Here is a 23,076-nt window from a genome sequence, read left to right as displayed (position 1 = left end):
AATGTTGTCTTAGTTTTGAAATCCTGTTTCTAAATAAACAGAAGTAAGGTAATACACAGAAATACAGATCACTGTGAGATAAAAACCTAAATAGAGTTTTCCAATTCGTTTCCAAGGGAATCTGTCATGTAATTGCAAAGTACTGACAATCCAATCGGGACTGGGATTTTCTGGTAACTCAACTTCTTTCCCTGACTTTCTCCAAACATGTTTTTTTTCTTCAAGTTTCAATTGATAAAAAGGAGAATCCAAACCCAACTCAGAAACAGACAATAATATACTAGGAATTTCAAAGTATTTAAACCGAATAAGTCCAGAAAATCCAGTAAAAATAGCCAAATAATTAATTACTACAATCAAGGGACTTGCCGTATAACGTGAGCTAAACAATAAATACAAATAGATGGCTAAAAAACTAATCGAGATCAATTTGGAAACTGATGTAAGATTTTTATAAAGTTTTTGTTCTTTTAGAAACAAAATAAATGGTTCACGATTCATAGCGAATTTGATTTCTCATTGGAATTTGAGATTTAGATATTGATGGCATTCTTCCCATCCAATCAGAAGGAATACCTGTCTCTACCATATGATTTTGGCCCTGTAAGTCAGTAAAGGAAAATCGAAACGAATGGAGATACATTCGTTTTTCTCCTTTTTCTTTTTTCCCATACAAAGTATCTCCTAGGACAGGAAAACCCAAAGAAGAAAGCATAACACGAATTTGGTGTCTTCTTCCGGTTAAAATTTTTGCAAGCCCAAAAGATATATTCTTTTTTTCATCAGATTCGAGGATGGTAAACTCCGTGATTGCTTTTTTACCTCCACTCCTTACGATACTTACTTGTTTATTCCCATCTTTTATAAAACATTCCATTCGGTGTTCTTTCCAATTTGGAATTCCATCAGATAAAAAAATATAGGTTTTCTCAGCATTTTTTAATAACTGGTCTAGTTCCAGGTTTTTGTCTTTATTTTTTCCGAGTAAGACAATTCCACTCGTACCAAGATCCAATCGATTGACAGTCCTTAGTTCAGGAATTTGTAAATGATTTGCAAGTAATCGAGTAAAGTCCAAACGATTTGGGTCTTTTGTTTCATGGACAGGAATTCCTTCCGGTTTTTCTGCGAGTAAAAAATCCTCACATTCAAATAAGATACGGGTGGTATACTGATTTCCTAATAGAATGAAGTTAGGCGGAGAATTCAATCCAAAGACCACCTAAACTTCGAATATTGATGACACCAGTGTCAAACAATAAGTATTGACCCTTGATTCCAACAAGGGTTCCTTCAACTGGTGTTTCTTTTGTGAGTTTTAAAGATTTTATTTTAGAAGGATAAGATAAAATCGGGTAATCGATTTCCATCATTTCTTCTGTAAGGATAGGTTTCCAGATTAACTTTTGTTTGGTTTCGATAGGAGAAAAAAATTCATTTTTTTCTAAATGGTTTAAAAATTTAACAGCTTCTTTTTTGAGATCAATGACTCCCGGATCTCCTGCTACCATTTTTTGCCAGGATGTTTTATCAGGTAAAAATTGACTGAGAAAATGTTCTAAAATGCCTGCGTCCCTTCTGGAATTCACCTCCAAAATGGGGATTCCGAATTTGGCACCTTGGTCCACCCATCGGTTTGTGACAGGATTTTCTTTTGTGATTCCAACTTTCATTCCACTGGAATTGGCAAAGTATACAATGTGTTTTTTAAAACAATGAGTATTCCCCCATTCAGCATCACGGCATGTTCCTTTGTGATGGTGGCAAGTTTCTGGGCGCATGATACAAAGATCATTTTCTGCTAACTTCGAAAAACAAACAAAACAATAACCTTGGTTAAATGACTTTTTTGTTTTTTTTCCGCAGTGCATACAGCGAATTTCATCATTTGTAGTGAGTGAAATTTTTTTGCCTAGAAAGGATTCGATTGGTACATCTGAAGTTAGTTCTTTACCTTCAATTGTTTTTGTTTTTTTGTCCTCAATATAATTTGCATATTCCCAAAAATAGGAAACAGGTTTTGTCCCTTTGTGGGACATCTTTCGAACATAACCTTGGAAACTTGGCATGGACTAAAAAGTAAATTCCTTCACTTCTTCTGGAAAAAATTCATCGTTCACTTTCACAAAATAAATTTCTGCCAAGGAAGGGGAATCTTCTGTTTTCTTCCACACAAAGATCACGATCATTTTTTGGTATAGGTAATGAGAGATTTGTCCTTTGGGTGAATAAAAAAGAGATAACTTGTTTTCACCTTCTCCTAGGTAAATCACTGTCCCGTTTAAATTTCGTGATTTCTCCTTTGATACTTTGATGTGGATTTTTCCACTTGGGTTCATGTCTTCTGGGTCCCTTCCCATTGCAAATTCTGCATCACTCACTTCGGACTCGGTTTCCACTTGGTCGGTAGCCCCTGTTACATCCAAAAAATTACATGGAAAGTCACCCGGCATGTTTGGAAAATCATCGGAACAGGTTTGGTAAGTGACTTCTCTTTCATCAAATTTGGTATGAGTCACCATCACAGTGGAACGTATGGTTGCATAGGCAAGAGACTTTAATACTTTTGCCGTTTTTTGTTTGGGTATTTGTTTGATTTTGGTTTCCGATGCGTGAACCACACCTAACAAAACAGTAATGGCTAATAAAAAAGTAAATTTAAACTTCATTTTGGATCCTTAGTAGATTAAGTAGGGCTCAATTTTTTTTCGTTCTTTTTCTTCATCACTAAGATAGGTATTATGAAACTCAACATAGGATTTACCATCGTTGATGGCAGAACGAAAATGATCATTCCCCCATAATTGGTCAACCCAGTGGTTTGTAGAACCTTTACTCCACTTAAAATCATTTGGATACGTTTCTTTTATAAGCCTAATGAGTTCATAAGCAAGTAACATAGGATCATAATCTGGTCTGACTAAATTCATACGTAATCCTGAACAAATTTTTCCCTTATGAGGACCAAAGGTAGGTTTAAAAAACACAGTTGAAAAATAATACGATTTGTTGCCGATGGCACTGAGTTTTGTAGCAAGTTCTTCAGGATTTGTCATCCAAGGTGCACCAAAATAAACAAAAGGGGCTTGGGTTCCTCGTCCAACTGATACATTCACACCTTCTAGTAACACAAGGGATAAATAATTCCTAGCGGAATCCACCATTGGTAAGTTAGGTGAAGGTGTTGTCCAAGGGATTCCCGTATCCTCAAAGTACATCCCACGTTTATAACCTTCTACCGGAATCACATCCAAATCCACAGATTCTTTTAAGTATTCCTTATTATAAAATTGGGCAGCTTCTCCAGTTGTCATCCCCGTAATGAGTAAGGAAGGAAATTCTCCTGCAAAGTTTAGGTGTTTAGGACTCATTTTTTCTCCCATAGGTGAGAGGTGCATCGCGACATGGATATGATCGAGAACAATGAGTTTGGTTTTTGTATTTTTTAAAGCATCCATCAGACGTTTGAGTACACTTAAATATGTGTAACAGCGCATTCCCACATCTTGTACATCAAATAAAACAAAATCCACTTCCTTCACTAAGTCTCTTAGTTCGGAATCCTTGATCCGATAGATGTGATACAATGGACGATTAAAGGTAGAGTCCATAGTAACAGGAGTTTGGCTAAATTCTTCCTCTAACCCAAGGAATCCATGTTCCAAACCAATCAAATGTTCTAATGTTATTTTGTGTTTTTCGAGAGATGAAATGATCTTTTTTGGATTTGTTCCAATTCCAGAAGGGTTTGTCGCAAGCATCAATTTTTTTCCCGCCATGGTAGGAAGGATTTTTTCGTAAAAAATGTCCTGGGACAATCGAACTTTGGAATCAGCGGGGTGGACACGAAACTGCGGAACCGTGTTCCCATGGCAAGCAAGGACAAGAAACGAGAGAGAAAACCTAAAAAAGTAATTGGTCATGTAAGTATATGTTTCTATAATATAGCAAATCTTCAAGGAGAAATGTCCTTCATGCTTCATCGACTTCGAATTGCTCCCTATACTGGGATTCTAGTCCTCACCATCTTGGCATGTGCTGGGTCCAATTCCGCGCAAAAAAACCCGTCTTTACCTGACAATGTGGTTACTGCTATGGGAGAGGCTCCCATTTACCAAGGAGACTTGGCCCTTGCCCGTAACAAGGCACTCAAAGATGCAAAACTCAATGCCATCCGTAAGTTGGTGGGAGAACAAATCACAGAAAAGTCGGGAGTTTCTGATGGGCAATCCCTAGGATCCAAACTCTATGGGAAAACCGATAGTTTTGTCAAAAAATACGATATCATCAGTGAAGAACAATGGAAATTGGACACCCAAGACATGATCCGTCTCAATGTCCGTTGTGAAGTGGAAGCAACAAAACTTTCTACAGCTGTGGATGCTCTCCTCGACGATGTAGGAAACCCAAGGATCGCTGTCCTTGTCCAAACCGTTGTGAATGGAAAATCCTATCCCATTGGATCAGCAACTAACATTGCAGAAGCGGAACTCATTGAAAAACTCCGTACAAAAGGGAATAAAGTTGTCGATAGTTCCCAACTCACTGCCCTCCTCAAAAAAAATCCTAGCCTTGCAAAACTTGACCTTACCTCTGTAGAAGAAGGTAGCCCCCTTCTCACACTGGCACAAGATTCAGGTGCGGAAGTATTGATTGTAGCAAAAGTTACAACCACTGACCAAAAACCTGTAGTCTTACCTGGCGGTAAAAAAACTGATTTTTTAAGTTCAGCGGCAACAGGCCCTTACCGTATCATCCAATTATGGGGTGATGGAAAAATTTTTGGATCAGGGAGTTTGGAAGGCCGAGGTGCTGACATTACCCAAGAAGTTTCCAGAGAACAAGCAGTGAAAGACTGGGCAAACCTTGTTTCTGTAAAAGTAGGAAAACAAATCAAAGATGAATGGTTTAAACTCACAGAACAAAACACTGTGATCTTAAAGTTCAAAGGACTTGCTTTGGAAGATGCAATTAATTTCAAAAACGATTTGATGGAATACACATCGGTGAAACAAATCAATGATCGTAAAACAGAAATGAATGGATCTGAATGGGAACTTACTTATCCAGGAAAGGAATCAATGTTTGCAGAAGAGCTCATGTATAAAAAGGATTCTAGTTTCCGTTTTTTGAGTAGCAAAACTCTCAACATCAACAGTTCCAAACGTGGAGTTGTGGAAATCGAATTCAAAAATAAATAGATTTTCTTTTATCAGATTTTCCTGCAGAGAATCGAATGTTTTTCTCTGCAGGTTATCTCACCTTCTCACCCATTTCCAATCTCAAATCCAATCAACTAGGATCCAAACTCACAAGTATTGATTTCGATTTGGTTCATTCCGCGGGAGCTTGGTTTTCTTTTGGTTCACTCACTAGAGGTAATTTGGTTTGGTTCACATCCAGTAGTGGGCCCAATTCGAAAATGTTTGAATAACCATACGCTTTTAGAGAATTGTAAGTAGATAAATTTAAGGAAGCCGCCGGGCTTTTGGCTGCAAACGCTTGTTCGTTGCCTTCAAAATTATTATTACAATAAATTAAAATTTTGGATTTTGGTTCTGGGATCACAGTAGCCAAACTGTCTTTTGTAAATTCGGTAAAAGGTAAATTCACTGCACCTTTGATATGCAATAAACGAAACCGATATTCGCTCCTTGCATCAAGGACAACAACACCATCTTCTGACATCATTTTCAAAAACTGATCCTCCGTTAGGCGGTGGTTTTCGCGTTCTGATTCAGATCGATTGACAATTTTTTTGAATTCACCATAGTCGATAAGCCGATTTGGGATGGGTTTTAGTTTTGGTTGTTTTTTTTGTTTTTCAACGGGTTTTGCCACTATTGAAACTGTAATTAGTAGGAGAGAAACAATGATGGTTCGATTCATAACTTTACCCATTTCCAAAATCGCTAAAAGTATAACTTCTATTTCTATCAGAACTCAAACCTTTTTTCGACTTGCCAGGGGAATTTAAAGAAATTGAGTGAAAGGTATGAGTACTTTACGCGCTGTTATCAAAACCAATAAAGGTGAAATCCGAATCGATCTTACTCCTGACAAAACACCGAATACGGTTGCCAACTTTGTGAATTTGGCACAAAGGAAATTCTATGATGGATTAAAATTCCACCGAGTCATTGCTGATTTTATGATCCAAGGTGGTTGTCCACAGGGAACTGGAACGGGTGGACCTGGGTATAAATTCCGCGATGAATTTGATTCCAGTTTAAAACACAACAAACCAGGAATCCTTTCAATGGCAAATGCAGGCCCTGGAACCAATGGAAGTCAATTTTTTATCACACATGTTCCAACTCCATGGCTTGATGGAAAACATTCTGTGTTTGGTTCCGTGGTTGATGCCTCTGACCAAGAAGTTGTGAACTCCATCCAACAGGGAGATAAAATTGAATCCATTACGATTGAAGGAGATGCCTCTTCAGTATTGGAAGTGGCTAAACCGTATTTGGATGAGTGGAACCAGATCTTAGATTCTAAAAAATAAAGGTTGTTTCCTTTTCCGTTTCTCTATTTAGTCTAAATACTATGAAAGAGAAACGGAAACCAAACCCTATCGTCCCAATCAAATTGGCTTCTCGGACAATTTTTAACTTGAAGCCAACAAAAATCAAACCATCGAAAAAAATTTATTCCCGAAAAGGTAAAAACGACCATTCGGGAATTCTTTTTTTCAAAACACTCTTTTTCTAACCAACTTACAATCGTTCCATTTCACTCCAAGAATCCAAATCCAATTCGTCTTCTTTTCCCAAATCAACAAACATCAAACGTTCCAATTCAGAATTCCTTTGTTTGGCAAGGCTAATGTACTGGACTCGGTCTTTACGTAAGTCAAATAGTTCATGGAAGGTTTCATCATCATGTGTTAGGAATAAATTTTTAGCGCGTTCTGCTGCATAGGATCTCGTTCCCAATAATTTCAAAACATCCCCACCTAACTTCACTGCAGTTTCTCTGGTTTCGCGGTAAATGAAAGAAAGTCCCATTTCTTTTAAGTCATATGCTTCTTCTCGATCCCCGGCTCTGGCAACAATTTGTAAATTTGGATAATGGTGTTTTACATTACGGATGAGTTCGTGTTGTTTTTCGGGATGGTCAAGGGCTGCTACCAATACTTTGGCATGTTCTAAACCAGCACTTTCCAAAAGTTCAATTCGTGTTGCATCTCCAAAAAATACTTTAAATCCAAATCGACCAAGCATCTCCACTCGATCCGCATCATAATCTAAAATTGTAATCCCAATCCCATTTGATCGTAAAAACCTGCCTACCATATTTCCAAAACGACCAAATCCACATATGATCACTGGATTTTCTTCTTTTTCTAAGGTTTGGTTTGTTTGTTTCTTAGGTGCCTTCGATTGTAAGGCTTCAAAAATTGTCTTTTCATATAACAATAATAATATGGGTGTAAAGGCCATACTAAGAGCAACACAGGCAACAAGGATTACAATTGTGTCCTTATCAAAAATTCCCAATCCTTCGGAGTATCCAAATAAAACGAAAGAAAACTCTCCTACTTGTGATAATGCCAAGGCCATGTATAAATTTTGGTCTAAGGGAAGTTTAAACAAAAAACCAAGTAGGAGTAATACGAGAGCTTTTAGAAAGATAATGCCTACAACTATGCCTACAATTTTCATTGGGTGTTGGAATACGACAGGGAGTTCCATGGAAGCACCCACACTTAAAAAAAACAAACCAAGTAACAAACCTTTAAATGGTTCTATATTACTTTCCAATTCATGTCGAAATTCACTACTTGCAAGCACAACTCCTGCAAGGAAAGTTCCAAGTGCCGCAGAAACTCCCACAGAAGTCATTAGGACTGAGATGGCAATCACAAGTAACAAACTTGCACCCGTAAAAATCTCTCGACTTCCAGACTTGGCGATCAATCGAAAAATGGGACTTAAGATATACCTACCAATCAAAATAATCCCAATCACTACAAAAAGGACAACAAGTGTTTTTTGGTAACCAGGCAAATGGTCCACAAGAGAATGTCCATGGTCGTTTGTGGCAGAATCTCCTTCACTTAACATAGGGAAGATGGCAAGAATCGGAATCACTGCCATGTCCTGGAAGAGAAGGATTGAAAACGAAGCTTGCCCAGAAATGGATTTCATCAATCCTTTTTCTTTTAAGGTTTGTAAAACAATTGCTGTAGAAGAGAGAGATAAGATGAATCCGAGCGCAATTGAGGATTTCCAAGAAAATTGAAAACCTATGGAAAATAAAAACACGAAAAGAGTCGTTAATACTAACTGAAGACCACCTAACCCGAGTAACCAGAACTTTAACCTCCATAACAGGTTTAATTCCAATTCTAAACCAATTGCAAATAACATCATTACAACACCAAATTCTGCAAAATGCAAAAGGTCTTTTCCTTCCGTTCCCACAAAACCAAAAACAAAAGGTCCAATGACAATGCCTGCAACCAAATACCCAAGGACGGAACCAAGTCCCAATCGATTGGCAATGGGAACCATAATGATGGCACTTGTAAGATAAATGATTGCTTGAATGAAAAAATTGACCTCACCCATGTTTTGCCTCTAAGTATGAAAGAATGAAATTTCGATAACGAAGGGATTCTTTTTGGAAATCTCCTTCTTTTAATTGGAATGTACCTTGGACCAAAAAAGGAGATTGGTAGTCCATCTTACAGAGCTCTGCTGTCCTTCGAAATGGTAGTAGAAAGTCCTCAATAGGATGCTTATGAAAGCCGTCTTCCTTATATGCATTTTCGGATCCACCTGTGGTAATGGTTTGGATCCATTTTTTACCATTTAATACATTTCCATTTTTACCATAGGCCCAACCATCTTCTAAAACAAAATCGATCCATTGTTTCATGAGTGGTGGGCAACTGTACCAATAAAAAGGATGTTGGAAGAGGATTACATCATGTTCCAAAAGAATCTTTTGTTCCAATTTGACATCAATCGTAAAATTAGGATATATTTCATATAAGTCTCGTAAGGTGATATGATCAGAGATGGGTATGGAATCTAATAACATTTGATTTGCTTTCGATTTTTCCAAAAATGGATGGAACAACTGGATCAATATTTTTGGCATTTGGATTAAGTCATCAAATAAGAAGATTGGATGCAAACATTAAAAATATGATTTCAATTGACCAATTCCAAAAAAATACAAAATTCGTCTGTAGTGGGAAATTTATTTCTAATTCTCTTTTTTTCTACCTTTGTATCAGAAGACTTAACCTGTATCACCTCTGGTTTACTTGCGAAAGAAGGAAAACTTCTATTATTACATGCAATCATTGTGACTGGACTTGGAATTTTCGTAGGTGATTTACTGCTTTATTTTGTCGGATTCTTTTTTGGATCGTATTTAAAATTATGGAAACCAATCCAAAACTGGGAATCCAAAATTAGTTCACAAACTCTTTACAAACATTGGCAATCAAAGTTTAGTCTTTCAGTGATGATTTCTCGTTTTTTACCGGGAACTAGGTTACCTCTCTACCTCATGAGTGGGTATTTTAAAATGCCATTTTTCATTTTTGTATGGAGTAGTTTTTTTGCTGTTTTGATTTGGACCACTTTATTCGTATCCTTGGTATTTTATTATGGAAAGTGGATCAGTGAATATTATTTTAACCAATCCAATTTGTGGACAAGTATTGGAATTGGACTTAGTTTTTATGGGTTCTATCTTTTTTTCCAAACAATTCTCATTCCCGAAAAGAGAAAAAGGGTTACACTGCAATGGACCAAGTTATTCCAAATGGAATTTTGGCCAAGCACCCTCTTTTATCTTCCACTCATACCTTATCTCTTTTATTTGTCCATTCGGTATAGAGGAATACGATATCTCACAGCAACAAATCCAGGAATCATCGCCTCCGGGATCGCTGGCGAATCGAAATACGATATCTTAAACCTCATTCCAAACAAATACATAGCCAAATCTTGTTTGGTCTCTTCTGGCATACAAGATCCAGAAACATTGATCAAACAGTGGCTTACCATAAACAAAATTAAGTTTCCAATCATCGCAAAACCAGACAAAGGTGAAAGAGGCTTTCTGGTACAAAAAATCCATACGATGAGTGAACTCAAACAAGTTTTATACAACTATCCTATCGATTGGTTGTTGCAAGAATGGATAGAAGGACCGTTTGAAGTAGGAATTTTTTACTGCAGGTATCCCGATGAATCACAAGGAATGATTTTTTCTGTGACTGACAAAGTGTTTCCTGAGATCATTGGAGATGGAATTTCAACATTAGAATCATTGATCGAAAATCATCCCAGATTCCGTTTCCAAATGGAAACTCATAAAAAACACAATCTTGGAAAATTACAGCAAATCATACCACTTGGAGAAAAACGAAGGATAGGTTCCATCGGAAACCATATCCAAGGTTGTATGTTCCAGGACGGAGGTTATCTCCTCACAAACAAACTAAAAACAGAATTGATCAAAATAGGAGACAGGACCAAAGGATTTTATTTCGGAAGGTTTGATATACGGTTTCAAGATGTAAAAAAATTCCGAGACGGAAAAGGATTTAAAATCATCGAACTGAATGGAGTGACAAGTGAATCTACCAATTTATATGATCCCAAGTTTTCGATCTTACAAAGTTATTCCATTTTATGGAAACAATGGAAATTCATCTTTGAAATTGGGTATCAAAACTACCAAAAAGGAATTCATTTGTACCCATATGGGAAATTGGTTCAATTGATTCGACAACACAACCTATACCGTAAAAAATTCAGTCGATTGGAAAAAAGTCCCTAAGATAAGGAATCTTTTTTCTCTCATAGTACACAACATACAGAGACAATAGGAATACAACAAGGGCTAAAATAAAGAGTAATCCACCATCATTTTGGACAATAATGCCCAAAAATACTAAATGAGATAAAATTGCACCTAACATTAAGTTTGATGCCAATAGAGCACCTAACCAAACCAAACGTGGAAACAATAGGAGGATTATACAAATGGTTTCTAAAATCGCCAAACCGATTCTCCCCCACGGTTCCATCGCAAGAACGGTAAAGATGTATTTAGATTCTTCTGAGCCAGTAAATTTAAAGTATAAAGTTTGCCCTATGATCAGAACAATCAATGTTCTAGCGAAATAAAAGCTATAAGGATGGAATAGGATTAATTTCATAAGGAGACCTCTTTGAATACAATAGATTTGATTTCAGAAAACCTTGTCCAAGGGATAAAATGACTCCCTCCCGAAAGAAGATACACTTTCGATTCACCTTTGTATGATTCATGATTCAAATAATTTGTGTGTTCCCATGGGACAAGTCCATCCGAATCACCGTGGATCATCACTACTGGAAACCGAAATTGCCTCAATTCAAGTTCCAAACCGAGTAAATCTTGTTTTAATTGGAACATTTCTTCGTTACTTCGCACCCAAGACTTTGGCAAAATCCACTCAATGATTATACTCTTCGCAAGATGGTTATAAAATCTAAGTTCTTCATACATAGGATCCATTGGTGCCGAGAGTAAAAACACTTTTCCATTTTTTTTTAAACTTTCACTTAACAAGAGGAAGGACTTCATAGAAACGGGTCCTCCATAGGAATGTCCAACAATGAATATAGAAGTCACTGAAAGTTTTTGACTCACAATAAAAGATTGGATCATTTCCGAAATTCCTTTGCCTTGGGTATTCACACTGGGAATAAATTCTTCTCGTTTTGAGAAACCAAATCCAAGCCGATCTGGAGACATCATACAAAAATGAGTTTGGAAATCCTTATCTTGCAAATAGGGCAAAAAATCAGAACCATTCCCGGGAGAACCATGAACAAAGACCATTAATTTTGACTTCGATTGGCAATCATTCGTAAGTGTGAATACATTTCCCTCTTTTGTTGGAATTGTAAATTTCTCTATATTCTCTTTTCCTTCTAAATTCGGAACACATTGGAGAAACACAACTTGAATCCAAATTACCATTTGAATGTATTTTTTAGGATCCATCAGATACCAATGGATTTGGTTAAGATTCAACATCATTTGTATAAAACAAAGCACCTGTTTTATAAAGCCTTTGGAATAATTCGTTCGGCAGTTTGGGATCTATGGGACTTGCGTATTCAGGTAAAAATCCCTTCACTAAATACATTTCAATGTCAGCTTTGTTTTTGATGGAAACAAATCCTCTTGGTTCGCACTCAAATATTTTTTTGACTTCTTCATATACAGATCGCGAAATATTCACTTCGGCAACAACACCACTACTCTCTAACCTACTAGCTGTATTTACCGTATCACCCCAAACATCATATACAAACTTATCACTACCAACTACACCCGCAACAAGTGGTCCGATATGGATTCCCAATCGGATTTCCCAGAATACTCTACCATGTAAATGATGGATTTCTTTTTGTTCCGCCATAAACGATTGGAACCCAAGACCGCATAACACTGCATCAACGGCGTTAGTATTATTTTCATTTGGAATTCCTCCCACTGCCATATAGGCATCACCTATGGTTTTGATCTTTTCCATTCGATTGACTTTACAAATTCGATCAAAGGCACGAAAGATTTGATCGAGTTCATGGACTAAATCTTCAGCATTCATAGTCTCTGCAATTTTGGTAAAACCAACCATATCACAAAATAATACAGAAGCTTTTTCATACCGTTTTGGTGCAACCCTTGCTTCCTTCTTTAATTCATCGGCGATGGGTTCGGGAAGGATATTGAGAAGTAATGCTTCTGATTTTTTTCTTTCTATATTTAAATTTCGGCTTAGGATAAAAATCAAAATCCCTGTTAGAATTTGTACGAATAAATAATTTCCACCAGCATCCATGTAACGATCCATTTCAGTGGCATACCCTGTTACCCAATCCTTGTGAAAGTATTCCACTATATAAAGAGAAGCAGAGACACCAATATAAATAGAATAAACAATCCAAATATTATGATTCCGAATGAGGATCAGTGCAATCACAAGTGATGGAATCAAATAATAATGATTTCCACCAATGGATCCGCCATTAAAAAACCACATTGATGCAAGATAAAACAAAATCGTTAAGTTAAAAGGCCAATACAAAATGAAGTAGATACTCTTGACTCGGCTTAAGTAATACATGACAAGCATGAGAAACCCAGAACCCACATTCAGACAGATGAGAACCAAATAATTCTCTAAGTACAAAACACCAAAAACTCCCAGTAAATTTAATACTCCATTTACGAGGGATACTGTATTAAATAACCGATGTTCGAGTGAGTGTTTTTTTGGGTCTCCGAGTAAGAGGTATATCCATTTCATTGTAATTGATCAGTATCACCTTAAAAACCAAACGGATTCAACCTTTTTTCAAAATGATTCTTTTTGATTTTTAAGTTTTCCGACGATTTACTTGCATAAAATTCTAGTTAAATGATTTTTGGTGGATTCCAACGAGACAAACAATGAAAGAATGTTCATTCGTTGGAACCATTATTCGAAAAAAGGAATCCAATTGAAACTTAATTTCAAATTATCTCTATTCTTACTAGGGAATCTATTTCTAACGGGTTCTCTTTTTTCTGAAACAATCATTTTAAAAACAGGTAAAACATTTTTTGGAAGAGTCATTGAACAAAATAGAGATTTTTTAAAACTAAAAGAGACTAATGGAAATGTTCTACAATTTCAAAAAACTGAAATTTTAAAAGTCACCTATAAAGATTTAAATACAAAAGAAATCAAAAAAATCATCGATGTCGAAACCAAAAAAAATCAATCTTCCTTAAATCAAGTTACGGAAACAAATGAGAAGTTCGATCTAAATTCAAAAAAAGAGAATCTAACGGATTCTTCCATTGAAAAGCCATCTCCTCTGACTCCCAAAAAGATTCGTTGGGAAGTAGTTGGACGTTCGGCGATTTTACCGGGATGGGGACAATACCATTGGAATGAACCTATTCGGGGTTCTCTGTATATACTCTCGTTTTTAGGTGCCGCTGTCCATTACAACCAAGCTTGGAATTTACACAAGGAAGCTAAGTCGGAATACCAAAACGATTTTCGTTCCTTGGTGATTTTTACTTCAGGGAGTAGTGGTTTTCTTCTAAACCTAGTCGATAAAAACAATCTTGCTTCGGAATATCGCAGAACAGGGAACAACTTAAACACTGCCTCCGATATTCTCATTGGAGTCTTTCTCATCAATCTGATCGATTCCATGTTGTATCGTGGTGAAAAAGAGGATCGCTTATTTACATCGAATGGAAGAAGACAAGGTTTTTATGCCAATGCTGGTGTGACACAACCGAATCGGTTCGATCTTGATTCTAAAGACCAAAAATTCGGTCAAGGAAGTGTAGAATATAAACTTGGCTACACTTGGGTATTTTAAAAATGAATTTCTTCAAACGAGTTGAAACTATTTCTCTTCACAACATTGTTTTTATTTTGTTCATAGTCTATTTTCTCCATTGTCGAGTGAATCCAAATCCAAAAGGCAGTCTATTGGATCCTCTAAGCGAGGAAGGAATTATACCATCCCTCCTATTAAATGATTTCATTAACAATGTATCCATTCGAAATTGGACGGCCATTTCATCTCCGTTTGGGACTACGGATCCGACTGATTCAGTGTTGTTTGACCAAATTAGTCCAACAACTTATGCGATTTATATTAGAAATACAAACTTAACAACAGGACTCTATTCCAGTACAAATGGAACCACATACTCTCAGTTAGGTGTTTTGATCAACAATACCAATACAAATATTTTTGGAGCATTTACGGGTCGATTTCAATTGTCGAATTACAATTCACTAGACAATGGATTAAATTGGAATTCTACCGTTTTGATCCAAGGTTTTTGTATGGTGAAATACAATGGAACAAGTGCCTATATATTAGGAGACGGTTTTGTTGATAGAACCATTGATTCCGGAGTTTCTACTACTGCTCTCACCACATCCCCCGCATACCCTTCTCGAACTTCCGGGTCTTGCTTATATGCAAACGGAAAAGTCTATTTACTTGGTGGGAAAAACGCTTCTGGCAATTTATTTGATTTTTGGGAATCATCAGACGGAATCAATTGGTCTCTTATCACAACAAGAGTCAAACAATCATCAGGCGGTGGTTTCAACCGACCTTGTAACCAAATAGAATCTTCAAATGATATAAGTGTCCTCGGGTTGGTTTACTCTACGGTTACAACATACAAATTTCACGTTGTCTTTAATAACTTGAGCCTTTTACAAAGTAATGATGGGAAAACATGGACATGTTCCAATCCAAATCTCAATTTTAATTCTGGATTCAATTCTATTGTAAACAGGGCGGTTTTGATCGGGAAAAGACTTTTTGTCTATGGACAACCAGACACTGTTTATACAGATTTAGAATGACAATCCAACCAGTTGACATTTTTTTAAATTCCAATACAATCGTATGTCTATGGCAGTGGATGCAAGAAAAGCACTAGAGCTCCTTTCGAATGCAAACGAACTCAAAGACAAAGGCGACAAAAAACAGGCTCTACTTGTCTTTCAGGAATATTTAAATATGGTAGATCCTTCTTTCACGCATGGGGTTTGGAATACAATGGCAGAAATCTTATTTGAGAATCAAGATTATGAAAAAGCTCTTTCTCACTGTAATCGTGCATTGGAACTAATGAAAGAATTTATCCCTGCACTTGAATTACGTGCGAAAATACAAAATGCCTTAGGAAATACCACTGCAATGAAAAATGACCTAAACACCATTAACAAGCTCAATGCAATTGAACAAGCAAAGTGGGATGATCCCAATCATTATTATCATTATAAGTAATTACCAATGCAAAGGAACAATTCTTTTACAGAATTGTAAGGATCAAAATCCAATCCAATTGACTGGTTCCAATTTACAATTGTTTCAGTGGAGGATTTTCTTTTTACGTTCTATATCCATTAAAATTGATAAAATTCCATATTTTTTACCAATTGATTTGAAATATTAACAATCTCTTCGGATGCCGCAGATAATTCCTCAGCTGATGCGGCATTGGCAGTACCCAACTCACCCATTTCATCAATGATTCCTTTTGTATTTTCTACAGAGTTCTTGTATTTTTCTAAATACGATTGAATGATGTTCGAAATTTCGATACTTTCATTTGCTTCTTTCGATACACTTGATTGATTTTGTATTTGTTGGTTCATTTCCAAACCTAAAGCTTCAAATTCAGAAGTGATTCGTTTCGTCTCATGAGACAATTCATTGACGACATTAAAATTTTCTTGGAAAACTTCCATACCTAAGCCTACTTCATTTTTATTTTCTTTCACAAGTGATTGAATTAACTTTAAACTATTACCTGTCTGGGTTGCTAATTTTGAAATCTCTTCTGATACAACCGCGAAACCTCTGCCATTCTCGCCTGCACGAGCAGATTCAATTGCAGCATTCAAAGATAATAAATTAATCTTATCTGATATAGTTTGTACTACCACGACCGTTTTGGTGATTTCATCGGAACTATTTCGTATTCTATCCATCTTTGACTTTAACGATAACAAACTATCCTCTAAATAAATAAATCTCCTTTCAAAATTTTTAGTTCGATCAATGGCACTATCTGAGATAAATTTTAACTTTGCAATGGCACTCGATAATTCTTTTATCTGACTCATCAGACCATCCATTGAATGACACAAAATATTAAATTGTGAAATGGAATAAAACAAATTCTGTGAATTGTTTGAGGTTTCCTGGTTCATCCATTCATACTTTTCTGATAATTTCTGTGTATTGACAGACAAATCATTTGTGGCAATTTTTTGTTCTGCCATTGATCGGTTGATTTCAATTGCTAACAATTTAGTATTTAAAATTGAATCTTTTAATTTTGCCATTACCTCGTTATAATGTGATACAAATTCCCCAATTTCATCATCTGAATCTATTGATAAAAATCCTTTAAAATTTCCGAGTGATACTTCTTTAGAAAAATTACTGATTTCAAGTATTGTTTTTAATAGGGACTTTTTTCCTATCCAATAGGAAAATAATCCTACAAATATGCCAGCTATCACACATAATACGGTAAAAGAAAACTGCAAGAGTGGAGAATAAAAAGAAACAAAAAAAGGAGTAATGGTTCTGAATAGAATTCCCATCACGATACCAAAAACGAGTGATAAAAATAAATAATTCCTCAAGATACTCTTCTTCAAAATTCAACTCCCTATCCAAACCATTTGACGAAAATTTACACAATTTGATGAAAGTAGTGGCACGAGAAATAGAAATCAGATTCCAATAAAAAAGCCCCTCCTCAAAGTTTCCTTCGAGAAGAGGCAACCGTCTTAAGGCAACTCTTGCCTTCTACAACTTAAGCGTTATTCAAAAGTCGTAGTACAGAATTTGGTCTGAGGCTGGCTTGCGCTAGCATTGCCGTACCGCTTTGCACGAGAATTTGTTTCGTCGTGAGCGCTACCATTTCCTCAGCCATATCTGCGTCCCTAATCCTTGATTCGGATGCTTGCATATTTTCGTATGCACCCATGAGGCCTTTTGCAGTACTTTCGAGCCTATTTTGATAAGCTCCCATATCTGCTCTCTGCTTCATGATCTTGTTCAAGGCGAAGTCCGCTTTAGCAATCGCTTCGTCAGCTTTTCCAGGTGTAGAGAGTGCAATTTTAATTGCCCCTTCTGACATCTTAAGAGCTTTCGAAGTCATAGTTCCAATGTAGAAACGCTCTCTTTGCTTTGCGTTTGCTCCCATGTGAAACCACATCGATGCTTTCGTTGACTTTCGAGCGAAGTCTCCTTCAAACAGTTTCATTTTATTGAATTCTGCTTGGGAAGCAATTCGATCGATCTCATCCACCAGCGCAGATACTTCTACCTGCACGAGTTGCCTGTCCTCAGGTGTGTAGATTCCGTTCGAAGTTTGAATCGCCAAGGTTCGGATACGTTGGATGATTTCAGCCGACTGGTCAAGGTAACCCTCTGCAGTCTGGATGAAACTAAGTCCATCTTCCGTATTCCTTTCCGCCTGACGTAAACCACGAATTTGTGTTCGTAGTTTTTCCGAAACAGCAAGACCAGAAGCATCATCACCGGCAAGGTTAATCCTTTGCCCAGTGGAGAGGTTCCTCATGGTCTTATCTACATCCCATTGTGTAAACTTGAGAGCACGATGTGATTGTATCGCACTCATGTTGTGATTGATAATCATTGGCCTACACTCCTTTGTGTATAACCAAGAACGGTATGTCTTTCGTTCTTAGCCGGACAATCCCTGTCCGGTGTCAAGGATGAGCTTTCATTTTGCCACCTGGCAGGGGAAAGCCGGCTGATTATCTAATTACAACTCTTCAGTTACACTAACCACTCTCTTCGTTAACGTTAATTAACGAAGGAGAGAAAGAACTCCTTGTGGACGAACATTCGCCTGAGCTAACATAGCAGTTCCAGATTGAACTAAAATCTGGTTCTTTGTGAAAGCCACAGTTTCTTCTGCCATATCCGCATCACGGATCCTAGACTCGGAAGCTTGGGTATTCTCATAAGCGTTCATGAGCCCTTTTGCAGTATGCTCAAGACGGTTAAAGTAAGCACCTAAGTTTGCTCTTTGTTTGCTAATACGTGTTAACGCAGCATCCAAAGTTCCGATCGCATCATTTGACTTATCAGCAGTTGATAAAGATAAGAGTTCTCCACTTTGACCTTTAAGATTAAGTGCACGTGCAGTCATTGTCGCAATGAACACTCTTTCTCTTTGGTGCATGTTTGGTCCAATATGGAACCACATGGAAGTTGCTCTAGATCCACGAGCAAAATCACCTTGAAGCAAATTCATTTTATTGAATTCAGCTTGCGAAGCAATTCTGTCCACTTCGTCGATTAGTTGTGAAACTTCGACTTGGATCATTTGTCGATCTTCTTCAGTATAAATACCGTTAGACGATTGAATTGCAAGAGTTCGAATTCTTTGAATGATATCATTCGATTCTTGCAAAAAACCTTCCGTTGTTTGGATAAGGCTCATACCGTCTTCGGTATTTCTTTCTGCTTGTCTAAGACCATTCACTTGCGTTCTCATTTTTTCCGAAACGGCAAGGCCTGATGCATCATCACCTGCCCGGTTGATTCGCATACCTGAGGATAGTTTTTCCATATTCTTGGAAACTTCCTCGTTTTGGAACTTGAGGACGCGATGTGAGTTGATCGCGGCTAAATTGTGGTTTATGATCATTGGTTTCCTCCTTGAAACTTGATCTGGCAAACAAGAGAATCCCTTCTCTCGCTTTTTTTTGTGTCTGGCTTTCAGGCCCCAATGGTGCCTAAAATCTCTATTTATTCCCTTAGTATGTCGGTACTTGGATAGAAGAAATTAATTCGAAGAAATTGGCTAATTTTTGGAGGATTTTGAGGTTAATTGCCTATTTTTGGCAATTTTTGGCTACTTTAGCGTTTTATTTTTTTTAAAAAAAATTCTATTTTTCCCAATACGATCATCGGTATTTCTCCATTTTCCATGAGTAAATTTTGAAAAATGGAGAAAAGTTAAAGGGAAAACCCTAGATTAACGGGTAGCGAGAGGAGAGATGGTTTCCCATTGGTAAACGGGATTTGAATTTCCTGAAAATTTATGTTCGATTGTTTTGACATTTTTGAAGTTTTCAAAAAGGCTTGCATTTAACGCACGTAAGGTTTGATCCATTGCCTGGATCCTTCGTTTGTTTAATACCTCTTCGGATTCTTTAGGACCAGTTTCCGTTCCACCTGTGTAATACGTGATGGTGTCAACAGGAGCATTGGAATTTTCATCTTCAGCATCGGCCGAATCATCTTCTGATTTGGTACGTGGTAATCGGTATTTTTCCATGATGGACTCTAATCGATTTGTATTCCAATCAATTACCAATTTTTGATTTTGATCAAGAAACCATGATTGTTTGATCGCAAACCGAATGTCCAAAAGTTTTTTAGGGGAAAAAAGTTTCCCATCTTTTGCCAATGCTTCCACCGAATCAAAATAAGGTGGCGCACCAACTTCCCCTACAATTTGATAAATGAGATCCGTTGCTTCCTCTTGTTTTAATACCTTTCTGTGGATTGGGATTTGTTCCCCTTCTCCATTGGAAATATACACAATGATGGCTTCCCTATGGTCCAAAGAAGGATAGGAATACAATTGGAAGGGAACTAACAGGCGGAATGGATTTTGTTCTGCCAATATGAAAAAACTAAAAAACAAAAGTAAACTAAACCAAGAACCAAATAAAAATATAAAATCACGAGTGAGTTTGGTTTCGCCTGTTCCGATTTTATAAAACCGAATGGAAACGGTTTTTAAAAATTCCCAATAGTTCTTCAGTAACTCTTTAATCTTTTGCAGATGCGTATTCATGAATTCCTTTAATCACACTCCGAGCAATTTTCTTTTGGAAGGTTTTATCTCGCAGTTTTTTACTTTCTTCAGGGTTTGTGAGATACCCCATTTCCACAAGTACAGCAGGCATAAGGCTTCCTCGCAAGACGGAAAAATCTGCCTTTTTCACTCCCCTTGCAGGAATTTCAGGGCTAAGGGCTTTTTCGTATTGGTTTGCGACTGAATCTGCCAATTTTTTAGAACGCCTTTGGGTCACACTCGATAACATTTGGGACTGGATTTGCGAAACCACAGGATTTTTATGTTTTCCAATGTAACGATTTTCAATGAGGGCAGTTTCCCTCGCGTTCTCTGTACTTGGACTTTGCGATAAGTAATACACTTCGAATCCAGCAGCTTTTTCAGAAAGAGAAGCATTACAATGGAAACTGATAAAAATCACATCTCTTGTATCAGACAATACCCGATTGGCAAATTTGGAACGGTCTTCGAGTTCCACAAATCGATCGTCTTTTCTTACCATCTCCACTCGAATTTCAGGGTAATACTTCCTTAAATACAGATAGGTATACCTTGCAACACCAAGGCTAACCTCTTTTTCAAAATACCCAGTGTTATCAGATGTTCCAGGATCCTTTCCTCCATGCCCTGCATCTATGATGATGGCTTTTACACCTAAGTTTCGTTTGGGGATGGTTTCCTTTGGCACAAGGACAATGAGTTCAGTTTCTTTGAATTGGTAACGAACATCATAAGCAATCAAATTGAGTAAAATGGCTTCCACTAAATCGAGAGGAAGGTAAACTTCTTCTTCCTTCTTTAAAATGGCTTTTGGGATTTTATAAATTTTACCATCCAAAGTATAAAAACTACTGCCAATCCGAAATTGGATATTCCCTTGTGGTGTGTAAATGGAACCCACATTTGTGTATTTCTTTAGTTTGGTGGAAAGTTCAGGTAATATGGTTTTTAAATCAGAAAAACCAACATAATTCCCTTTCCCGTAAAGCGGAAGTTTTGTGACTTCAGCATTTACGAGACATGGGAAAACAATTAGTAAAAGAAGGATTAATCTTTTTTGAAAAAAGAAAGGATTCGTTTCCAAATCGATTGTTTCTGTTTTTTGGATTGTTTCACTTCGTTGATATCGAAGAGATTCCGTCTTGGGTCATTCTTTTGGAAAGATTTTCCCTGTTGGTTTTTCTTATGCCCAGGTTTGCCCTTGCCATCTTTTGTTTGGTGTCCATGTTTGAATTCATGGTGGGTCATCTTCGCTGGGTGTTTGTGATCACTTGGGTGTCCATGACTATGGCCTTCTGGATGGGACATCTTTGCAGGTGGGTGTCCACCCGATTTTCCTTTATGGCGATTCCTGTCACCTGACCGATGTTCGCCTCTCTCGCCACCCCGTTCTGTGCGATCCCCTCGCCCAGACTGGTCTCCTCGTCTTGGTTTTCCACCCCTTCCACCTCGTTCGCGGTCTTGGTATTTTTTTTCACCAGGAATCACTTCGTCGGCAAACACAGGAGTGAATTCACCCGTTGGGAATTCTAAATACTCTTCTCGGATTTCTCCCACAGGGATTTTTGAGTTAAGATACTTTTCAATGCGTTCCAGTTCTGTATAATCTGTTTCGGAACAAAATCCAATTGACTGGCCTTTTCTACCTGCACGAGCGGTACGACCAATTCGGTGCACATAGTTTTCTGCATCTTGTGGTAAGTCATAATTATAAACCACATCAATGTTTTCGATGTCTATCCCACGAGAAGCAACATCTGTCGCAATGAGGTATTTGTATTTCCCTGCTTTAAAATCACGAAGTAGTCGTATCCGTTTCTTTTGGTCCAGTTCGGAGGAGAGTCCTGTTGCTGTGATTCCATATTTCCGTAACACAGAAACAATTTTTGGAATGTTCATTTTGTAGTTGGTAAAAATGATCCCAAGACCTTCGATCTGATAGTTTAACAAGGAATTGACGAGGTAAGGGAGTTTTTCTTCTCTCCCCAAATGTAAGAGGGTTTGGTCAATCCTTTCTGTGATGACTTTTTCCGGATTGATATGAACTTCAATGGGTTCATTCAAATACCGACTAGCAAGCCGTACCACTTCGTAACTGAGGGTGGCACTAAAGAGTAAGGATTGTTTTCTGTTTTTACATTTGTGGAAGATATACTTGAGGTCTTGGACAAACCCCATATCGAACATTCTGTCCGCTTCATCCAGGATCACCACTTTGATGTTTTCCAAAGAGAGTCCATGGTTTTTCACAAAGTCAATGAGTCGTCCTGGGGTCGCTACGATGATACAAGCTTTGTTTCCAAGGGCTTGTTCTTGGGATTTGTAATCGGTTCCTCCAATGATGGTGGCAACTCCGAAGTCTGTGAACTCCAATAATTTTTTTGCTTCTTCTGCGATTTGGATCGTGAGTTCTCTTGTGGGTGCAAGGACAAGGGCATATGGAAGTGCTTCCTCTTCCTCTGCAGAGAGAAGTCTATGCAAAGTGGGAAGTAAAAAGGCCATCGTTTTTCCCGTTCCGGTTTGGGCAAGACCTGTGAGGTCGTTACCTTCCATGGCGAACGGGATGGATTTGGCTTGGATGGGAGTGAGCTCTGTGTAACCGATTTTGTCTAAGGCTTTCTTTAGAGACTCGTGGAAAGGTAATTCATTAAATTTCAT

The 23,076-nt window shown here is 37.5% G+C and carries 23 protein-coding genes; 6 read left to right on the top strand and 17 right to left on the bottom strand.

From position 1 onward, the window contains the following. Window positions 1-9: 9 nt before the first annotated feature. The 5 genes from ND855_RS05775 to ND855_RS05755 are packed head-to-tail and all read right to left on the bottom strand — an operon-like array spanning window position 10 to window position 3,923. Window positions 10-501: a hypothetical protein gene (locus ND855_RS05775; protein WP_265355953.1), complete on the bottom strand. Its 492-nt coding sequence runs from the start codon at window positions 499-501 to the stop codon at window positions 10-12. Beyond that, entirely contained in the window at window positions 491-1,210 is a 720-nt protein-coding gene (locus ND855_RS05770) for an RluA family pseudouridine synthase (RefSeq protein WP_265357572.1), read from the bottom strand. The genes ND855_RS05775 and ND855_RS05770 overlap by 11 nt, the downstream gene beginning before the upstream one ends. Next, window positions 1,194-2,069, bottom strand: coding sequence for a DUF2797 domain-containing protein (locus ND855_RS05765; protein WP_265357571.1), 876 nt, complete (start codon window positions 2,067-2,069; stop codon window positions 1,194-1,196). Before ND855_RS05765 ends, ND855_RS05770 begins: the two co-directional genes overlap by 17 nt. Before the next feature lie 3 nt (window positions 2,070-2,072). Beyond that, window positions 2,073-2,669, bottom strand: coding sequence for an LIC_11883 family protein (locus tag ND855_RS05760; RefSeq protein WP_265357570.1), 597 nt, complete (start codon window positions 2,667-2,669; stop codon window positions 2,073-2,075). 9 nt (window positions 2,670-2,678) lie between these two features. Further along, on the bottom strand, window positions 2,679-3,923 hold the full coding sequence (locus ND855_RS05755) for an exo-beta-N-acetylmuramidase NamZ family protein (protein ID WP_265357569.1): 1,245 nt from the start codon (window positions 3,921-3,923) through the stop codon (window positions 2,679-2,681). A 51-nt stretch (window positions 3,924-3,974) separates the two neighbouring features. On the opposite strand from ND855_RS05755, the gene ND855_RS05750 reads away from it, so the two are divergent. Beyond that, complete coding sequence (locus tag ND855_RS05750) at window positions 3,975-5,201, top strand: lipoprotein LipL46 (RefSeq protein WP_265357568.1); 1,227 nt, start codon at window positions 3,975-3,977, stop codon at window positions 5,199-5,201. A gap of 133 nt (window positions 5,202-5,334) precedes the next feature. Here the strand turns inward: ND855_RS05750 and ND855_RS05745 are convergent, their stop codons facing one another. Then, the gene (locus ND855_RS05745) at window positions 5,335-5,889 is read right to left on the bottom strand and encodes a rhodanese-like domain-containing protein (RefSeq protein ID WP_265357567.1); all 555 of its coding nucleotides are present in this window, start codon (window positions 5,887-5,889) and stop codon (window positions 5,335-5,337) included. 106 nt (window positions 5,890-5,995) lie between these two features. On the opposite strand from ND855_RS05745, the gene ND855_RS05740 reads away from it, so the two are divergent. Then, window positions 5,996-6,508, top strand: coding sequence for a peptidylprolyl isomerase (locus tag ND855_RS05740; protein ID WP_135638381.1), 513 nt, complete (start codon window positions 5,996-5,998; stop codon window positions 6,506-6,508). Between the two features lie 211 nt (window positions 6,509-6,719). On the opposite strand, the gene ND855_RS05735 is transcribed toward ND855_RS05740, so the two are convergent. After that, entirely contained in the window at window positions 6,720-8,576 is a 1,857-nt protein-coding gene (locus ND855_RS05735) for a monovalent cation:proton antiporter-2 (CPA2) family protein (RefSeq protein ID WP_265357566.1), read from the bottom strand. Next, window positions 8,569-9,147, bottom strand: coding sequence for an NAD(P)H-dependent oxidoreductase (locus tag ND855_RS05730; protein ID WP_265357565.1), 579 nt, complete (start codon window positions 9,145-9,147; stop codon window positions 8,569-8,571). Before ND855_RS05730 ends, ND855_RS05735 begins: the two co-directional genes overlap by 8 nt. Before the next feature lie 21 nt (window positions 9,148-9,168). On the opposite strand from ND855_RS05730, the gene ND855_RS05725 reads away from it, so the two are divergent. Further along, a complete protein-coding gene (locus tag ND855_RS05725) occupies window positions 9,169-10,809 on the top strand; it encodes a DedA family protein (RefSeq protein ID WP_265357564.1) in 1,641 nt (546 codons plus the stop codon). On the opposite strand, the gene ND855_RS05720 is transcribed toward ND855_RS05725, so the two are convergent. From ND855_RS05720 to ND855_RS05710, 3 genes are read right to left on the bottom strand one after another with little or no spacing between them, the layout of a single operon-like run. Continuing rightward, complete coding sequence (locus ND855_RS05720; RefSeq protein WP_265357563.1) at window positions 10,784-11,191, bottom strand: DoxX family protein; 408 nt, start codon at window positions 11,189-11,191, stop codon at window positions 10,784-10,786. The two genes, ND855_RS05725 and ND855_RS05720, sit on opposite strands and share 26 nt — an antisense overlap. Then, window positions 11,188-12,060, bottom strand: coding sequence for an alpha/beta fold hydrolase (locus tag ND855_RS05715; RefSeq protein ID WP_265357562.1), 873 nt, complete (start codon window positions 12,058-12,060; stop codon window positions 11,188-11,190). Before ND855_RS05715 ends, ND855_RS05720 begins: the two co-directional genes overlap by 4 nt. After that, on the bottom strand, window positions 12,044-13,336 hold the full coding sequence (locus ND855_RS05710; RefSeq protein WP_265357561.1) for an adenylate/guanylate cyclase domain-containing protein: 1,293 nt from the start codon (window positions 13,334-13,336) through the stop codon (window positions 12,044-12,046). Before ND855_RS05710 ends, ND855_RS05715 begins: the two co-directional genes overlap by 17 nt. 193 nt (window positions 13,337-13,529) lie before the next feature. On the opposite strand from ND855_RS05710, the gene ND855_RS05705 reads away from it, so the two are divergent. Genes ND855_RS05705 through ND855_RS05695 form a run of 3 tightly spaced genes read left to right on the top strand, consistent with a single transcriptional unit; the run spans window position 13,530 to window position 15,845 of the window. Further along, complete coding sequence (locus ND855_RS05705; protein WP_265357560.1) at window positions 13,530-14,408, top strand: LA_0442/LA_0875 N-terminal domain-containing protein; 879 nt, start codon at window positions 13,530-13,532, stop codon at window positions 14,406-14,408. A gap of 2 nt (window positions 14,409-14,410) precedes the next feature. Next, window positions 14,411-15,418 carry a hypothetical protein gene (locus ND855_RS05700; RefSeq protein ID WP_265357559.1) on the top strand — a complete coding sequence of 336 codons (1,008 nt, stop codon included), beginning with the start codon at window positions 14,411-14,413 and terminating at the stop codon, window positions 15,416-15,418. Between the two features lie 49 nt (window positions 15,419-15,467). Continuing rightward, the gene (locus ND855_RS05695) at window positions 15,468-15,845 is read left to right on the top strand and encodes a tetratricopeptide repeat protein (RefSeq protein WP_265357558.1); all 378 of its coding nucleotides are present in this window, start codon (window positions 15,468-15,470) and stop codon (window positions 15,843-15,845) included. A gap of 119 nt (window positions 15,846-15,964) precedes the next feature. On the opposite strand, the gene ND855_RS05690 is transcribed toward ND855_RS05695, so the two are convergent. The 6 genes from ND855_RS05690 to ND855_RS05665 all read right to left on the bottom strand — a co-directional run bounded on the left by ND855_RS05690 (window position 15,965) and on the right by ND855_RS05665 (window position 23,076). Further along, a complete protein-coding gene (locus ND855_RS05690) occupies window positions 15,965-17,230 on the bottom strand; it encodes a methyl-accepting chemotaxis protein (RefSeq protein ID WP_135638365.1) in 1,266 nt (421 codons plus the stop codon). Between the two features lie 158 nt (window positions 17,231-17,388). Beyond that, a complete protein-coding gene (locus tag ND855_RS05685; RefSeq protein WP_100727265.1) occupies window positions 17,389-18,237 on the bottom strand; it encodes a flagellin N-terminal helical domain-containing protein in 849 nt (282 codons plus the stop codon). 174 nt (window positions 18,238-18,411) lie between these two features. Further along, on the bottom strand, window positions 18,412-19,257 hold the full coding sequence (locus tag ND855_RS05680) for a flagellin N-terminal helical domain-containing protein (RefSeq protein ID WP_265357557.1): 846 nt from the start codon (window positions 19,255-19,257) through the stop codon (window positions 18,412-18,414). Between the two features lie 330 nt (window positions 19,258-19,587). Then, window positions 19,588-20,415 carry an LIC_10740 family protein gene (locus ND855_RS05675; protein WP_265357556.1) on the bottom strand — a complete coding sequence of 276 codons (828 nt, stop codon included), beginning with the start codon at window positions 20,413-20,415 and terminating at the stop codon, window positions 19,588-19,590. After that, a complete protein-coding gene (locus tag ND855_RS05670) occupies window positions 20,390-21,502 on the bottom strand; it encodes an N-acetylmuramoyl-L-alanine amidase family protein (RefSeq protein ID WP_265357555.1) in 1,113 nt (370 codons plus the stop codon). Before ND855_RS05670 ends, ND855_RS05675 begins: the two co-directional genes overlap by 26 nt. Beyond that, window positions 21,466-23,076, bottom strand: coding sequence for a DEAD/DEAH box helicase (locus ND855_RS05665; protein ID WP_265357554.1), 1,611 nt, complete (start codon window positions 23,074-23,076; stop codon window positions 21,466-21,468). The genes ND855_RS05670 and ND855_RS05665 overlap by 37 nt, the downstream gene beginning before the upstream one ends.

Source organism: Leptospira paudalimensis (assembly GCF_026151345.1).
Classification (GTDB): Bacteria; Spirochaetota; Leptospiria; order Leptospirales; family Leptospiraceae; genus Leptospira_A; species Leptospira_A paudalimensis.
The sequence above is the reverse complement of the archived record's forward strand: the minus strand, read 5'-3'. Positions and strand labels throughout refer to the sequence as shown.

Bases quoted from the DNA above. Each gene is read 5' to 3' on its own strand.
- ND855_RS05745 (WP_265357567.1), bottom strand. From the start codon at position 5,889: ATGAATCGAACCATCATTGTTTCTCTCCTACTAATTACAGTTTCAATA.
- ND855_RS05695 (WP_265357558.1), top strand. From the start codon at position 15,468: ATGGCAGTGGATGCAAGAAAAGCACTAGAGCTCCTTTCGAATGCAAAC.
- ND855_RS05775 (WP_265355953.1), bottom strand. From the start codon at position 501: ATGAATCGTGAACCATTTATTTTGTTTCTAAAAGAACAAAAACTTTAT.
- ND855_RS05715 (WP_265357562.1), bottom strand. From the start codon at position 12,060: ATGATGTTGAATCTTAACCAAATCCATTGGTATCTGATGGATCCTAAA.
- ND855_RS05750 (WP_265357568.1), top strand. From the start codon at position 3,975: ATGCTTCATCGACTTCGAATTGCTCCCTATACTGGGATTCTAGTCCTC.
- ND855_RS05685 (WP_100727265.1), bottom strand. From the start codon at position 18,237: ATGATTATCAATCACAACATGAGTGCGATACAATCACATCGTGCTCTC.
- ND855_RS05755 (WP_265357569.1), bottom strand. From the start codon at position 3,923: ATGACCAATTACTTTTTTAGGTTTTCTCTCTCGTTTCTTGTCCTTGCT.
- ND855_RS05680 (WP_265357557.1), bottom strand. From the start codon at position 19,257: ATGATCATAAACCACAATTTAGCCGCGATCAACTCACATCGCGTCCTC.
- ND855_RS05735 (WP_265357566.1), bottom strand. From the start codon at position 8,576: ATGGGTGAGGTCAATTTTTTCATTCAAGCAATCATTTATCTTACAAGT.
- ND855_RS05765 (WP_265357571.1), bottom strand. From the start codon at position 2,069: ATGCCAAGTTTCCAAGGTTATGTTCGAAAGATGTCCCACAAAGGGACA.
- ND855_RS05720 (WP_265357563.1), bottom strand. From the start codon at position 11,191: ATGAAATTAATCCTATTCCATCCTTATAGCTTTTATTTCGCTAGAACA.
- ND855_RS05760 (WP_265357570.1), bottom strand. From the start codon at position 2,669: ATGAAGTTTAAATTTACTTTTTTATTAGCCATTACTGTTTTGTTAGGT.
- ND855_RS05665 (WP_265357554.1), bottom strand. From the start codon at position 23,076: ATGAAATTTAATGAATTACCTTTCCACGAGTCTCTAAAGAAAGCCTTA.
- ND855_RS05710 (WP_265357561.1), bottom strand. From the start codon at position 13,336: ATGAAATGGATATACCTCTTACTCGGAGACCCAAAAAAACACTCACTC.
- ND855_RS05675 (WP_265357556.1), bottom strand. From the start codon at position 20,415: ATGAATACGCATCTGCAAAAGATTAAAGAGTTACTGAAGAACTATTGG.
- ND855_RS05700 (WP_265357559.1), top strand. From the start codon at position 14,411: ATGAATTTCTTCAAACGAGTTGAAACTATTTCTCTTCACAACATTGTT.
- ND855_RS05740 (WP_135638381.1), top strand. From the start codon at position 5,996: ATGAGTACTTTACGCGCTGTTATCAAAACCAATAAAGGTGAAATCCGA.